The organism is Bradyrhizobium sp. USDA 3311, assembly GCF_054062495.1.
Window position 1 is genome coordinate 4108993 of record NZ_JBSSFI010000001.1, and the last position, 13203, is coordinate 4122195.

A 13203-nucleotide genomic window follows, 5' to 3' on the forward strand; every position below is an offset into this window, starting at 1 on the left:
GAGCCCGGTCTCGAAGGAGCCTCTGTAGAGCGTGCCGTTAGGAAAGGTCTGCTGAGCGCGGTCAAGCATGGGAGCGACCAGCGCGTCGGACCGTTCTCGCAATCTGAGCTCTGTCGTGGAGGCGTCCCCTCAAAATCGCGGATGTCGGTCTTCCAGACGCGACCATCACGATTCGGCTGTGCTTGACCGCTGCCGGCTCCTCACGAGCTCTGGCCATGAGCGAGGCGCTGAGAGCACATTGCCGCGTTCGACGCGATCGAGAGGAATACGATCGAATGATTAATCATCGACCATATCTCTAGTAATCGCTCCTTCCTCTGTCGCGCGCCCCGTCCTATACGCCATCCTCCGATAAAGGCAGAGATATGCGTTACACATCGCATCGAGCGAGAATGCTGTTTCAACACGCCGACGCCCTTCGATACCGAATTGACTGGCAAGCGCTCGGTCATCGAGGAGTCTGAGCACACGATCGGTCAACATTCCAGCGTCGTGGCTCGGCACAAGAAATCCCGTCTGTCCGTCCAGGACCAATTCAGGAGTGCCCCCATCGTTTGTTGCAACGATCGGCTTACCCAATGCCATGCATTCGGTGATTGCGTTGGAGATGCCTTCCCCGTGTAGACGGTTGTTGGTGGCGAGTACCCCCACCGTGAAGAGATTAGCGATGCTCTCTATATCTTTCCGCCGCCCCAGAAACTTTATACGCGGCGAATGTTCTGGTGGAACGCTATCGCGCACTCGCGGCAACATTTTGCCGCTGCCAACAGCCAGAAAAGTAACATCGTCCCTAAGGCGGCAAATGCGGCACGCCATCTCGACAAAGGTTGCGTAATCTTTTCCGGGCCTGAAGTTAGCAACCATCCCGACAATGTGGGGGGTCGTGATGCCCAGCGTGCTACGAAGCTCTGTTCCGTCCGTTAAGTTAAGGACTCTTGCAGGATTAAACCCATTGTAGATCGATAGACCTTTGCGCTCGGGAATATGGTAGGCAGCTAGGCCCGCGCGCGAATTGGCGACGACAATGTCTGAAAATGGGACTGTCAGCTTGCCCATTACATAGTCTTTATTCCACAGCGTCAGATGCGACGGCGCGTCTCGCACGAAGCCATTGACGAAAGCCGCGCCGCACAATTTCGCAACTGGAGCAGCATAAATGGAGCATATGGAGCCCCATGAGTGGACGATATCAATTTTCAAACTAGAGGTCAGATCGTACAAACTCTTGAAAAGGTGCAAATCCCTCCTGCCTTTGCGAAGGAGCGGAATGTATTGCGCATGTTCACTGTCAATTTCGAATTGATCATCCTCCTCATAGATAACCGCGACGAATGACTCAATGTCGCGATGAGGGGAGAGTCCCCCCAAAAGTTCGACGATTTGCCGTTCTTTCCCTCCCCGGCCTATGCATTCAGTGAAGTGTAGTATACGCATCTCAGCGCTCTCCCACGTGGACTGATTCAGTCCAAGTCGCACGAAATTCAACGTTCAAGCGCGCTCGATGTAAAGCTTCTCATTTGCAGCATGCGAGCCGCCGCCGCTTGAATGCCGCTCATGCGAACCTCGAACCTGATCCTCGTATCGAATGGCCCCCCAACGCCGACACGAGGAAGCGCAAAACGATCTGATTTGCTATCGGATACTTGCCCACTCCGCGTCGTTACTGCGGTCGAAAAGCCGATTTCCTTCGCGAGATGTGCTTCGCGGGGACCACATGCTTTAGAGTCGCCGTAAGGATAAGCGAAGTGCCGAACCGGAAGCTGCAGCAATTGTTCCAGATAGCAGCGGTTATCCGCCATTTCGGCCCGCGCTGAAAGAACGTCCAGGGCCGACAGTGCTGCGTGCGAAACGGTGTGCCCGCCAATCGACGCGAGAGGATGCTGGGCCAGCTTTTGAAGCTCGCGTTCATTGAGGAAATACGCCTCGTTCAAAGCCGATAGCGATATATCCGCCTTCTTGAACGTTGAGCCGAGCATCTCAACCCGGTGATAATCTTGGTGAATCCACTCAATGACCTTGCTTAGGCCCGACACCTTTTCGCGAAACTCCGGACAGTAGAATCGCATGCCCATCGCGTCGATCGTAACCGCGTCTCCAATGCGAAACAATTCGCGCAAACCCAGCCACCACGATCGCAGCGTTCGTGTTGGAGCGCCGGTGGGAACGTACATCATGAACGGGGCGTTGTTTCGCTCGAGGATTGGAAGCGCGGTCGCGAGATTGTCTCTATAGCCGTCGTCAAAGGTAATCACCGCATAGCGACGTGGTCCATGATCCGTGGCCAATCGCTCGAGGCATGTTTCGAAACTGACGATCTCCCACCCTTCCTGACGCAGCCAGTTGAGTGAATGTTCGAAAAGGGCAACTGAGGTCCCGGTCGTCAGCTCCGAGCGATAATCTTGTTGAATCTCATGGAACATCAGAATAGCTGCCCTGCCGGCAAAGATCCTGCGGCAGGTTGGCATTAGCCCAGACCGATGAGCCAAGTGGATCATGCCGTCCTTGAGAGCCTGCTTCATGCTAACCCTCGATTGGTCGGCGCTGAAATGCCTCTTCGAGGCTCCGTTGGTCGGTGAAGGTCCAGCCGTCGCATTGTCGTCATCCGCTCCGCAGCAACCGCTTGCCCACTGCCTTTGTCCTGAGGTTGGAGAGAACGTCGTCATATACCCCGACGATCTTTTCCACCGTGAGCACCTGATCGTATCTCGCCATTGCCGCCCGACCCCGGAACTCGCTGCTCCGCGACCAGTCAAAAACCTCTCGAAGGTTGCGGGCAATCGTCCCGGCGTCCTGCGGACAGATCCGCGTTCCCGCGATGCCGTTTAACAGCTCGCCAACGTCGCCGACGTCCGTCGCCACCACCGGACGATTGCACGCGAGAGCTTCCTTGATAGAGGTCGGCGACCCCTCATAATCCGAGCAGAGAAGCAGGGCGTCGGCCGCGCTGTAGCACCACGGCATTTCGCCGTTCGGCACATTGACAACCGTCATCAACTCCGCGTCGACGCCTTCCTGCACAAGTCGCTCGATTGACGCTCTTGCAAGATCGTATCTCTTCTCAGGGCGCGCCGGATCAAATGGAAACAGAACGATATGCTTGTCTTTCGGCCACCCCAGCCGTGCTCGTGCTTTATCGCGATCGTACGGCTTGAATACGCCGAGGTCGACCCCGCAGGGAATCACGATTCCCGGAATCCGTCTCCGCAGCTCCTCCGAAACGACTATGACGGCATCGGCGAAATGCGACACGGCCCGCGTGCTCAACCTTTCAAAGATGCTCTGCCCAATTACGTCGGTCCCGTGCAGCGTGATGACGAGCGGCGCCCGCAATCGAAACATTGCAGGATATGCCGAATAACCGTAATGCGCATGGACGATGTCGTATGCCACCGCGCTCGTCATTCGCACGACATCAAGAGTGCATCTCAGGTAATTCATCTTGGACTGGGATCCGAGAATATCGATGACGTCGACCGTGTGGCCAAACCGGCGCAGCTGCTCCACCTGCTGGCACACGAAGGCTCCGGAGCCCGGCCTCTGCGGACTCGGATACATATTGGTGACACAGAGGATTCTCACGATTGGTGTTCCCTCGACGCTTGGCACGAACTGCCATCGAGTCACTGGTCCGCGTCGCTAACCTCGTTGAGCCGTCGTCGGATCCCCGCCGGAACGCCCATCACGAGCGCACCGTCGGGCACGTCCTTCGTCACCACCGCGCCGGCGCCGACGACGGCGCCAGCGCCGATTCTGACGCCTGGCAGCAGGTTGGCTCCCAGGCCGATTGCCGCGCCGCGCGCGATATGGGGCCCGAGCATGGGCGAACCGTCGTAACCGTTGCGGCCGATCGCATTGTCGTTCGAAGTGCCGACGCAACCCGAAATGAACACGTCGTCTTCGATCGTCATATTGCCCGCCAGCCAGGTATGATCCTGCACCCGAACGCGGTCGCCAATTCGCGTATTGTAGTTGATCGTGACGTAACGTCCGATGACGGTCTTCGAGCCGATCCGCGATTGTTCACGGATCGAGGCGCCATCCCCGACCAGGGTCCCCGCGCCGAGCGAGACGTCGTAGAAAATCACCGCGTGCGGTCCGATCGAACAATCTGCGCCGATATCGACCCACGCCTCGAAATGCGGCGGGCGCGACAACGCGCCGGCACCTTTGGGCGCCTTGCCGATATAGGCTCCCGGAAAGATCTCGACGTTGTCGCCGATTCTAGCGCCGCTCTCAATCACGACATGCGGGTGAATGACCACCCCGTTGCCAATCGTAACACCAGGCCGCACCACGGCGAACTCGGCGATCGTCACGGCCGCACCGATGGCCTCGGTCTGGACCACCGCCCATGCGCTGATTCGATTCATCGGCACTCCTTCCCGCCGTCGGCGCTCAGCGCGGCGGGCGAATACGTCGGCCTCCGCTGCGCGATCTTGTGACCGTGCCGCTCGGCTGCAGCGCGCGCAATCGCGGCGACATGGCGTACCGCGTCGCGTGTGAGTTCGGGAAACATGGGCAGGGACAATGATCGAGCGGCCATCGCTTCGCAGCACGGCAAGTCGCCCTGCCTGTAGCCGAGATGTGCGAGAGCTGGCTGTAGGTGGAGCGGCAACGGATAGTGGATCCCGGTTGCCACGCCGGCCTCGTCGAGCTTGATCCGCATTGCGTCCCGCTCGTTCGTGGTGATCACATACAAATGGTAGACGTGCGTCGAGCCCTTTCGAACGAACGGCGTCTCGATCCCAGATTGCGCCAACTCCCCCGCGTACCACTCCGCAGCGCGCCGCCGATTGGCGTTCCATTCATCCAGACGCCGGAGCTTGATCTGCAGGATTGCCGCCTGGAGAGCGTCGAGCCGGCTGTTGAACCCGATCTCGGCGTGGCTGTAGTGGGTGGTTCGACCGTGGTCACGCAATCGTTCTATCCGCTCGGCGATTGCGGCACTGTTGGTGGTGATCGCTCCCCCGTCGCCATAGCCCCCGAGGTTCTTCGCCGGATAAAACGAGAAACATGCGACGTCGCCGAGCGCCCCGGTTCGGACCCCCCGATATTCCGCTCCGTGTGCCTGGGCCGCGTCTTCCACTACATAGAGCCCGCGCCGCCGCGCGATGTCCTTGATTGGACCCATGTCAGCCGGCTGTCCGAAGAGGTGGACTGCGATAATCGCTTTTGTGCGATCCGTTACGGCGCGCTCGATCATCGTGGGATCGATCGTGTAGGTCTCCGGATCGATATCGACAAACACGGGGCGCGCTCCCGTCGCCGCGATCGCGGCCGCAGTGGCGATGAAGGTATGGGCGGTTGTAATCACCTCGTCGCCGTGACCAATACCCAAGGCCCGTAGCGCCAGATGAATCGCGTCCGTGCCGTTCGCCACGCCGCGCGCATGGCGCACCTGGCAATACGCGGCGAAATCTTTCTCAAACGAGGCAAGCGCCTCGCCGCCTATGAACTGCGTGGAGTTGAGAACACCCCGAATTGCTTCGGCTACCTCGTCTCTTATCGTCTCATATTGCGCTTTAAGATCGACAAACGGAATTTGCATTTTCGAACCTCACGAGAATCCGTCTTTGTGTCTTGAGAACGTCAGCGGGCCCCGTGCCCCCGCAGCACCGCGGGAAACGTCAGGGCAATCAACTTCAGGTCGGTCCATAAGGTCCAGTTCATTGCATAGTCGACGTCCATCTCGAGCATCACTTCGGGGCTGACACGACCCCGACCGCGCACCTGGCAAATTCCGGTTATTCCGGGCCTCACAATGTGACGCTTATGGTGCCAGTCGCGGAAGTGTTCGAGTTCATAAGGAATCGCGGGCCGCGGACCGACGATGCTCATGTCGCCCCGCAATACGTTGAGGAATTGAGGCAGCTCGTCGAGGCTGGTTCTCCGCAGCCACCGTCCGACGCGCGTCACGCGAGGATCGTCTGTCAGCTTGTACGGGGCGGCGGGGTCGTTCGACAGGGGTTGCTTTGCCCAGGCCCTCCGGATCGCCTCGCGATGGATGTTTTCGTCGGCGTTGTGTTGGAGTGTCCGGAATTTGAAGCAGTTGAACGGTTTCTCGTCTCGCCCGATCCGACGTTGGCGAAACACCGCTGGTCCTGGACTGTCGAGATGGATTGCTATCCACACCACCACGAAGACGACGGACAGCAACACGATGGCGAGAACGCTGATCACGACGTCGAGCGCCCGCTTGCCAAATTCCCGCGGGGTTGTCTTCCGTCGCGTGGCTTCATGCAACGGCAATTTCTGGACCCCCCGCCGGCATGTTACGCCGCCGAACCATCCGGTGATCGTTGCCGTTGCTACTGTGCTTGTGCTTCAGCCGTAGACACGCCGATGCCGCCTCGAGCGCTTCGACAACGCGCAGCCCGTGAAGTCCGTCCGCGCGCGGCCTTTCCCCCGTTATGATCGAATTGACGAAGTCGAGTACCTCGAGTTTCAGCGGTTCGCTGCTGGATATCGCGGGTATATGAACGTCGCCATGATGATAGGCCGACTGAAAGTCGGCGTAGGAGTCGCCGTCGATCCTCGGCCTAAATCGCTTCTGGTATACGCGCACTTTCTCGGACGGCTGCACGTCATCGAACACCAGCATCGCATCGCTTCCGACGATCGTGATTTGGCGTACTTTTACCGGGTCCAACCAGGAAACATGCACATGGGCCGTCGGGCCGCTCTTGAAGCCCATCTTGGCGTAAACAACATCCTCGACGTTGGGCAGAACGTGCGCGCAACCCCAGGCGCCGATGGTTTGCGGCACCTCCTCCAGCAAGCAGAAGATGATCGAGAGGTCGTGCGGCGCCAAGTCCCAAAGGACATTGGCGTCCTGCCGGTAGAGACCGAGATTCAGGCGCCGCGAATCAATGTAGTACAGCTCGCCGAGAGAGCCGCTCTGGATCATCTGGCGCATGACACCGACCGCCGGGTGATACTCGAACGTGTGCCCGACCATCAGCACGCGCTTGCGCGCTTCGGCGATCGCATTCAACTCCCGGCATTGCGCGCTCGTCATGGCCAACGGCTTCTCGACGAGCACGTGCTTTCCGGCCTGGAGGATCGCTCGCGCCAATTCAAAATGCGTCTCTACAGGGGTGGCGACAATGACACCGTCTATAGAGGGGTTATTCAGTACCGCGCCGATATCACGCGAAACAGCCACAGAAGGGTATTGTGAGCGGATATATTCCAATCTGTCAGGACGCGGATCAACAGCCATCGACATCCTTGCATCGCGTACGTCGCAGCTGACGCGGATGTGTTTCGAACCCCAGTAGCCGCAACCGATGACCGCGAGCGACGGGCCGCCGTTCGCGATCTGAACTTTCACGTCCTCACGATCACGGGTATTCGCCATGTTGGCTCCTTGTCTGCGAGTGTCGATTCAAGATAGCCGATTGGGCGTGCGCGCTGCTGAAGCACACGGGTTACGATCTACGCTCTTTTGGGGTACACAGGTCGGAATACCCCCCGTGCTTGCGCGTGCTGTGGCCTTGACAAGGCGGAGCCGGGCGACGCAGCTGCGGGGTAGGACCCAAATTACTTTTTGCGTCGAATCGCGCCGGGATCGGCCCACTTAATTGCCACGGAGCTTTGCCGACGCGCCGCAGCATTCGAATTCAGGCCGCTGTGCTTGCGTCGGGTCAAAGGCGCTGAAGACCGACCTTGTTCGTTGCTTCGCGCACGACGCTGTCCGTCTCGGCAATTCCGGCGAGCGAATTGATACCGGCAGGGTCGCTGACGCTGTGGGATTCCAAGCGCCGTTGACAGCAGCCGATCAAGAGCAGGGCCTCGGCGTCGTCACCGGCCTGGCAGGCAAATAGGCGGAAGGGGAGGCGCCGAGGACCGGCAGGAAGGGCAGGACCACGACTTTCCATCATGCAGTACGGCAACTTGTTATGGTGGCAAGCAGCAGCTGCAACTCCGTTCTCTTGACGGTCCCGGCTCGCCCTCATCCATCAGTCGTTCGGTTTCGGCAGACATCGTGGCGCTTCGACGGGCATGGAGCGTCTCACCGGCGAGAAATTCCTCAGCGGCTTGGCGTTTGAACGCGATTCTGTATGTGCGGCATGTGCGGTGCTTGGCAATGGGTTTGCACCACAATTTGTCCCCGCGTACTCACAAATGGGTACCCAATCAGCCGTCGGCAGCAACCCTTTTGCCTGCCCTGGCTGGGCGCGCCCGAACGCTACTCTAAGGGCAGTGGAAGCGAGGGACTACAGGGACTACAATGAGACGTGCGATGTTTGAACTTGGCTACGTCGGTATGACAGTCGCCGCCTGCCTCTCCAGGATGGCGACGAAGTCATTGGCGTCTGAGCGCAACGAAGAATGTGAGCCAACAAACGCATAGCGCCCCGGACGATCTCACAACATGAGCCTTATCGTGGAGCTTTCCCGTCAGATCGCGGAGTTTGTCGACCCCGCTCAAGCGACGCCATGGTCGTCTCGCGAAGGGTGATGCGACAGTCCAGGATGGAACGAGGCGCCATGGACACAGGTTCTTCGATCGCGCTCTTGCTCCGCAGCGACGACACTCCATCGCCCGACGATTGCAATCTGTCGGAAATCCTCGAGTTTTTTGGAATCCCATGGATGGCGCTGACAGTCAGCGAAGCGAACGAGGGCAATGTAGCCTCGCTGATGGCAAGTCATCCGCAGTTCTCCGTCCTGACTTCCGCGTCATGTCTCGCCAAAGCCCTGCGGCCCTGCAAGGCCGGAACGTTTCCGGACTGGTTGGCGGCAGCTACTTCGGTGTTCGTCTATGGATTCCAAGCTGCGGATCGCGGCAGGGCTCTGTTGCGCCAGATCACTGGAGACCCGGACGCGGAGATCGACGGCATTGAGGCGCGGCCAACAACCGTGTTCGTCACTGATACTTTTCCAGACATGTGCGGTCCAATGTCGGCCCTGCAGATTCAACTGGAGCCCGGCGCCGCGGATGCTGCGCTTGTCATCCGGGATGATGGCGAATTGCAGAGCATCCTCGGGGCACCCGAGGGGCACCTGTTCGTCGGATTTGCTAATGCTGGCGTGCGCTTCTTTGCCGATGCTTCACTGGCGATGGTGGACATTTGCGAACGCGCTGCGACCTATTTCGATGTGAAGAAGCGCTTTGCTGGTGCGGTGCCCGTCGTCATGTATCTGAAGTGGTCGTTCCGCGACGTCTGCTGGACCACCTCCGAAACAAACGCGTGCCTGATCATCGATGATCCACCTCTGTGGCCACGGTACGGCTTTCTCGACTTTGGCGAACTTTTGCGGTTGGCCGACAAGCAAACGTTCGCGACGACCGTCGCCTTCATTCCATGGAACTGGCGGCGAACAAATCGCGACACTGTTGCCGCCTTTCGGCGAAACAGCGGAAAGCTGTCCGTCTGCGTGCACGGCTGCGATCACACCCGTGGTGAATTTTCAGCCCGTTCAGCGGACCTACTCGACAGAAGGCTGAAGACCGCCAGGCGTCGGATGAGATCCCTGCTCAACGAGACCGCGCTTGATCATGAAAACGTGATGGTTTTCCCGCAAGGGGCATTCTCGCCCGAGGCAGCGTCCGCTCTCAAGCGAAATGGCTTCTTCGCGGCAGTGAACACGGAAGTCGCACCAGCCGATGACGCGTCGAACGAAACGACACTTGCAGACCTGTGGAGTGTCGCCATCGTCCGGTATGGGGGATTCTCGATTTATACCCGGCGGTACATCCACCACGGCATTGAGAACTTCGCATTTGACGGAATCCTGGGCAAGCCGTGCTTTGTTGCCGGGCATCACGACATTTTCCGAGACCACGGTAGCCAACTGGCGGAGTTCCTCCAACAGCTTGCATCCTTGCGGTGGAAACTCTGTTGGCGGACCCTCGGGGACGCCGTCTGCCGCAGCTACGGCATTCGCCCTGACGACGGAACGATCACAGTAAAGATGTTTGCTGAGCAACTCCGCATCGAAAACGGGGAGGCGATGGCGCGACGGATCCTAGTCGTGAAGCAAGAACCACAGATCGCTTCTTTGAAAGAAGTTACAGTCAACCAGGACGCTGTCGCGTACGAATACGGGGATGGATGTGTTCGAGTGGTCGTCGATATCCCGCCCGGCAGGGCGGCGGACATACGCTGCGTTCATCACGAGCGGCCGGATGCTTGCCCGGATTCAGAATCGGTCTCATACCGGATTCAGGTTGCGGTTCGGCGGTATCTATCCGAACTTCGTGACAATTACGGGCACCTCTTTCGTTTTGGCGTATAGCCAAGAGGCAGACCGCTACGAGCGTGATTATGTGCACGAAGCTCCCAGTATGGCGCTCCTTGCAGATCGGCAGGTCTCAAGTGTTGATCGCAGCCAAGTGTCTCGGCGAGGGCACGCCCAAGGCCACGTGACCACTCTTCTGCCTGTCTTCTCTTCGTCACAGCCAGAATAGGTAGCCCAAAAAAGTGGAGGTTCTGCGCGGATGAGTTGAAGCTCACTCCGGACGAAAGAATACACTCGGGTGCCGGGTCCGAATGATTGGATCCTTCCTTTAAAGACGCACGATGCGCTTCGGTGGTTGGCGCGTGAAGGCGTCATAGGGGGCTGATCGACATATTGTCTCTGAATCAGAACGTCGACCTTGCAGGCATGAGTAGCCGCCAGCGTTTCCAGCAGAACGGAATGCTTGAAGGATTAAGATGAAGATTGCGGTGTTCGGACTTGGTTACGTCGGCATGACGACGGCCGCTTGCCTCGCCAGGCAAGGCCACGAAGTCGTCGGTGTCGACGTCAGCGATGAAAAGGTGGCGATCGTAAATGCGGGTAAATCGCCAATCACGGAGCCTGGTCTCGATCAACTTGTAGAGCGCGCTGTCAGGAAGAATTTGCTGAGCGCGACGAAGGACGCGAGCGGGCATCTCGATAGTTGCACCATGGCCATAGTCTGTGTGGGAACGCCCAGTGCGCCGGACGGATCTCACAATATGAGCTTCATCGCGGAAGTTTCCCATCAGATCGCGGAGTTAGTCGGCCCCACCCGCGCGACGACGTTGACTCTCGTATTTCGCTCCACAATGCGGCCCGGTACCATCGAGGAACTGGTCCTCCCGATCTTCGAGAGCGCATTGAGAGACAGGATGGACCTGGTCGAGGTTGTCTATAACCCCGAATTCTTGCGCGAATCCGTGGCGATCGATGACTTTTTCAATCCACCGAAGATCGTGATTGGGACGAAGGACGGAGAAAAGTGCACGGCTCTTGACGAGTTGAACGCAAATATCGCGGCGCCGGTCTTCTACACGAATTATCGCGCGGCGGAGATGACAAAGTTCGTCGATAACTCGTTTCACGCAGTAAAGATTGCCTTTGCCAATGAAGTCGGTCGCGTTTGCGATAAGCTCGGTATTAGCGCGACGACTGTCCATAAGATCTTTGTCTCGGATACAAAGCTCAACATCTCACCCTACTATTTGAGGCCAGGTGGCGCATTCGGCGGTTCCTGCCTGCCGAAAGACGTTCGCGCGCTCCAACACATCGCAAGTGACGTCGGGGCACATACTTGGCTAGTGGATTCGGTTCTCAGATCGAATGATGAGCACAAGAATTTCCTGTTTGAGAATTGCCTGAAGGCCGTTCCGGCGGGCGGGCGGGTGCTCATGCTCGGGCTTGCCTTCAAGGAGGACAGCGACGATCTTCGCGAGAGTCCCAATATCGACTTGGCTCGCAAATTCCTCCGGTTGCACGTTGGCTTGTCGATATACGACCCGCACGTCGAACCGTCGAAATTGCTGGGGCAGAATCTTGGCTATGCATTCTCCAATTTGCCTGCGCTCCGCAAATTGCTAGTCCCGAAGTCGGTCGCCGAGTCGGAGCTGTTCGAGCTCGTCATCGATACCAGAGGGTGGGCGAAGCATATGGCGCTACATGCGAGGCAGATCATTGATGTCAACACTCTCTCGTGACGATGGCGTTGCGCGCCACGATCAAGCGAGTGTTGGTTCGGTTCGCCGCCGGGTGCTTATCATCGTCGAAAATCTTCCAGTGCCGTTCGATGGCCGAGTGTGGTCGGAAGCCACGACATTATCGCGGCATGGCTATGAAGTGTCTGTAATTTGTCCGAAGGGACCGGGCGCAACGGCCTCCTTTGAGATTATCGAGGGAATCTCGGTCTATCGCCACTGGTTGCCGGTAGAAGGTAGTGGGGTGCTGGGCTATCTCGTCGAGTACAGCGCGGCACTATTCTGGGAGTTCGTGCTGAGTGTGAAAATTCTCACAACGCGCGGGTTTGATGTGATCCACGCGTGCAATCCGCCGGATCTCATTTTCATAGTTGGTGCATTTCATAAGTTTCTATTCGGAAAATCGTTCATTTTCGATCACCACGATATCAACCCGGAGCTTTACGAGGCAAAATTCGGGCGTCGTGGTTTTCTCTGGCGGGTTATGGTTCTACTTGAGCGGATTACATTCGCATTGTCGGACGTATCGATCGCAACCAACCACTCATATCGCACCATTGCCATTGAACGAGGGCGAATGAAGCCAGATCGGGTGTTCGTTGTGCGCTCCGCTCCGAACTTTTCGCGCGTGCGCTCACTTCCACCAGACCCGGCTTGGAAGAAGGGACGGAAATTCCTTGTCGGATATGTAGGTGTTATTGCCAGGCAGGAGGGGATCGATCTGCTACTGGAGGCAATCAAGCACATCCGCTGGACACGAAACCGCGACAATGTCCAGTTCGTCATTGTCGGGAGTGGGCGGGAATTGGAGGAGATCAAGAAGCTTGCAATGGCCCTTGAAGTGGACGAATTGGTTACGTTCACGGGTCGTGTCGATGATGCGACACTATTCACCATACTCTCCACGGCAGACGTCTGCGTAAATCCGGACCGCCCTAGCTCGATGAACGACAAATCAACGATGCACAAGATCATGGAGTATATGGCGCTGGGTAAGGCTATTGTGCAATTTGACCTGACCGAGGGCCGTTTTTCGGCTGGAGAGGCATCTTTATATGTACAGAATGCGGATACCGCGGAGTTCGGCGACAGGATACTGGAACTTGTAGATGATCCGGTGCGACGCGATGCCATGGGTGCATTCGGTCAGAAAAGGATCCACGACGAACTCGCTTGGCACCACGAGTCGACAAAGCTTTTGGGTGCTTATGAAAAGGTATTCAAACTTAGGGGGAAATGCGAATAGGACCTATTCTCTTCGCATCTCAGCCAGCCTTCG

At 57.9% G+C, this 13203-nt stretch carries 10 protein-coding genes; 3 read left to right on the plus strand and 7 right to left on the minus strand.

All coding sequences use genetic code 11. The annotated features are described in order from the left end of the window. Positions 1-279: 279 nt before the first annotated feature. The 7 genes from ACVWW6_RS19445 to ACVWW6_RS19475 form a co-directional block, all read right to left on the minus strand. Complete coding sequence (locus ACVWW6_RS19445; protein WP_271551182.1) at positions 280-1434, minus strand: glycosyltransferase family 4 protein; 1155 nt, start codon at positions 1432-1434, stop codon at positions 280-282. Positions 1435-1481: 47 nt separating this feature from the next. Continuing rightward, positions 1482-2519, minus strand: a complete 1038-nt coding sequence (locus ACVWW6_RS19450) for a polysaccharide deacetylase family protein (protein ID WP_456681263.1) — start codon at positions 2517-2519, stop codon at positions 1482-1484. Positions 2520-2598: 79 nt separating this feature from the next. Then, complete coding sequence (locus ACVWW6_RS19455; RefSeq protein ID WP_456681264.1) at positions 2599-3516, minus strand: glycosyltransferase; 918 nt, start codon at positions 3514-3516, stop codon at positions 2599-2601. A 104-nt stretch (positions 3517-3620) separates the two neighbouring features. Then, positions 3621-4316 carry a DapH/DapD/GlmU-related protein gene (locus tag ACVWW6_RS19460; protein WP_271612980.1) on the minus strand — a complete coding sequence of 232 codons (696 nt, stop codon included), beginning with the start codon at positions 4314-4316 and terminating at the stop codon, positions 3621-3623. Positions 4317-4366: 50 nt separating this feature from the next. Then, positions 4367-5548: a DegT/DnrJ/EryC1/StrS family aminotransferase gene (locus ACVWW6_RS19465; protein ID WP_456681265.1), complete on the minus strand. Its 1182-nt coding sequence runs from the start codon at positions 5546-5548 to the stop codon at positions 4367-4369. A gap of 41 nt (positions 5549-5589) precedes the next feature. Then, a complete protein-coding gene (locus ACVWW6_RS19470; RefSeq protein ID WP_246740550.1) occupies positions 5590-6243 on the minus strand; it encodes a sugar transferase in 654 nt (217 codons plus the stop codon). Then, the gene (locus ACVWW6_RS19475) at positions 6236-7360 is read right to left on the minus strand and encodes a Gfo/Idh/MocA family protein (RefSeq protein ID WP_271551170.1); all 1125 of its coding nucleotides are present in this window, start codon (positions 7358-7360) and stop codon (positions 6236-6238) included. The genes ACVWW6_RS19470 and ACVWW6_RS19475 overlap by 8 nt, the downstream gene beginning before the upstream one ends. Before the next feature lie 1133 nt (positions 7361-8493). On the opposite strand from ACVWW6_RS19475, the gene ACVWW6_RS19480 reads away from it, so the two are divergent. The 3 genes from ACVWW6_RS19480 (at position 8494) to ACVWW6_RS19490 (ending at position 13170) form a co-directional block, all read left to right on the plus strand. After that, positions 8494-10245 (plus strand): hypothetical protein, encoded by a 1752-nt coding sequence (locus ACVWW6_RS19480; RefSeq protein WP_456681266.1) that lies wholly within the window; start codon positions 8494-8496, stop codon positions 10243-10245. 419 nt (positions 10246-10664) lie between these two features. Then, a complete protein-coding gene (locus ACVWW6_RS19485) occupies positions 10665-11927 on the plus strand; it encodes a nucleotide sugar dehydrogenase (protein WP_456681267.1) in 1263 nt (420 codons plus the stop codon). Beyond that, positions 11908-13170, plus strand: coding sequence for a glycosyltransferase family 4 protein (locus ACVWW6_RS19490; protein ID WP_456681268.1), 1263 nt, complete (start codon positions 11908-11910; stop codon positions 13168-13170). Before ACVWW6_RS19485 ends, ACVWW6_RS19490 begins: the two co-directional genes overlap by 20 nt. Positions 13171-13203 lie beyond the last annotated feature (33 nt).

What these genes read in the sequence shown, in the direction of transcription:
- ACVWW6_RS19445 (WP_271551182.1), bottom strand. Translation starts at nt 1,434, where the DNA reads ATGCGTATACTACACTTCACTGAATGCATAGGCCGGGGAGGGAAAGAA.
- ACVWW6_RS19450 (WP_456681263.1), bottom strand. Translation starts at nt 2,519, where the DNA reads ATGAAGCAGGCTCTCAAGGACGGCATGATCCACTTGGCTCATCGGTCT.
- ACVWW6_RS19465 (WP_456681265.1), bottom strand. Translation starts at nt 5,548, where the DNA reads ATGCAAATTCCGTTTGTCGATCTTAAAGCGCAATATGAGACGATAAGA.
- ACVWW6_RS19475 (WP_271551170.1), bottom strand. Translation starts at nt 7,360, where the DNA reads ATGGCGAATACCCGTGATCGTGAGGACGTGAAAGTTCAGATCGCGAAC.
- ACVWW6_RS19480 (WP_456681266.1), top strand. Translation starts at nt 8,494, where the DNA reads ATGGACACAGGTTCTTCGATCGCGCTCTTGCTCCGCAGCGACGACACT.
- ACVWW6_RS19485 (WP_456681267.1), top strand. Translation starts at nt 10,665, where the DNA reads ATGAAGATTGCGGTGTTCGGACTTGGTTACGTCGGCATGACGACGGCC.
- ACVWW6_RS19490 (WP_456681268.1), top strand. Translation starts at nt 11,908, where the DNA reads ATGTCAACACTCTCTCGTGACGATGGCGTTGCGCGCCACGATCAAGCG.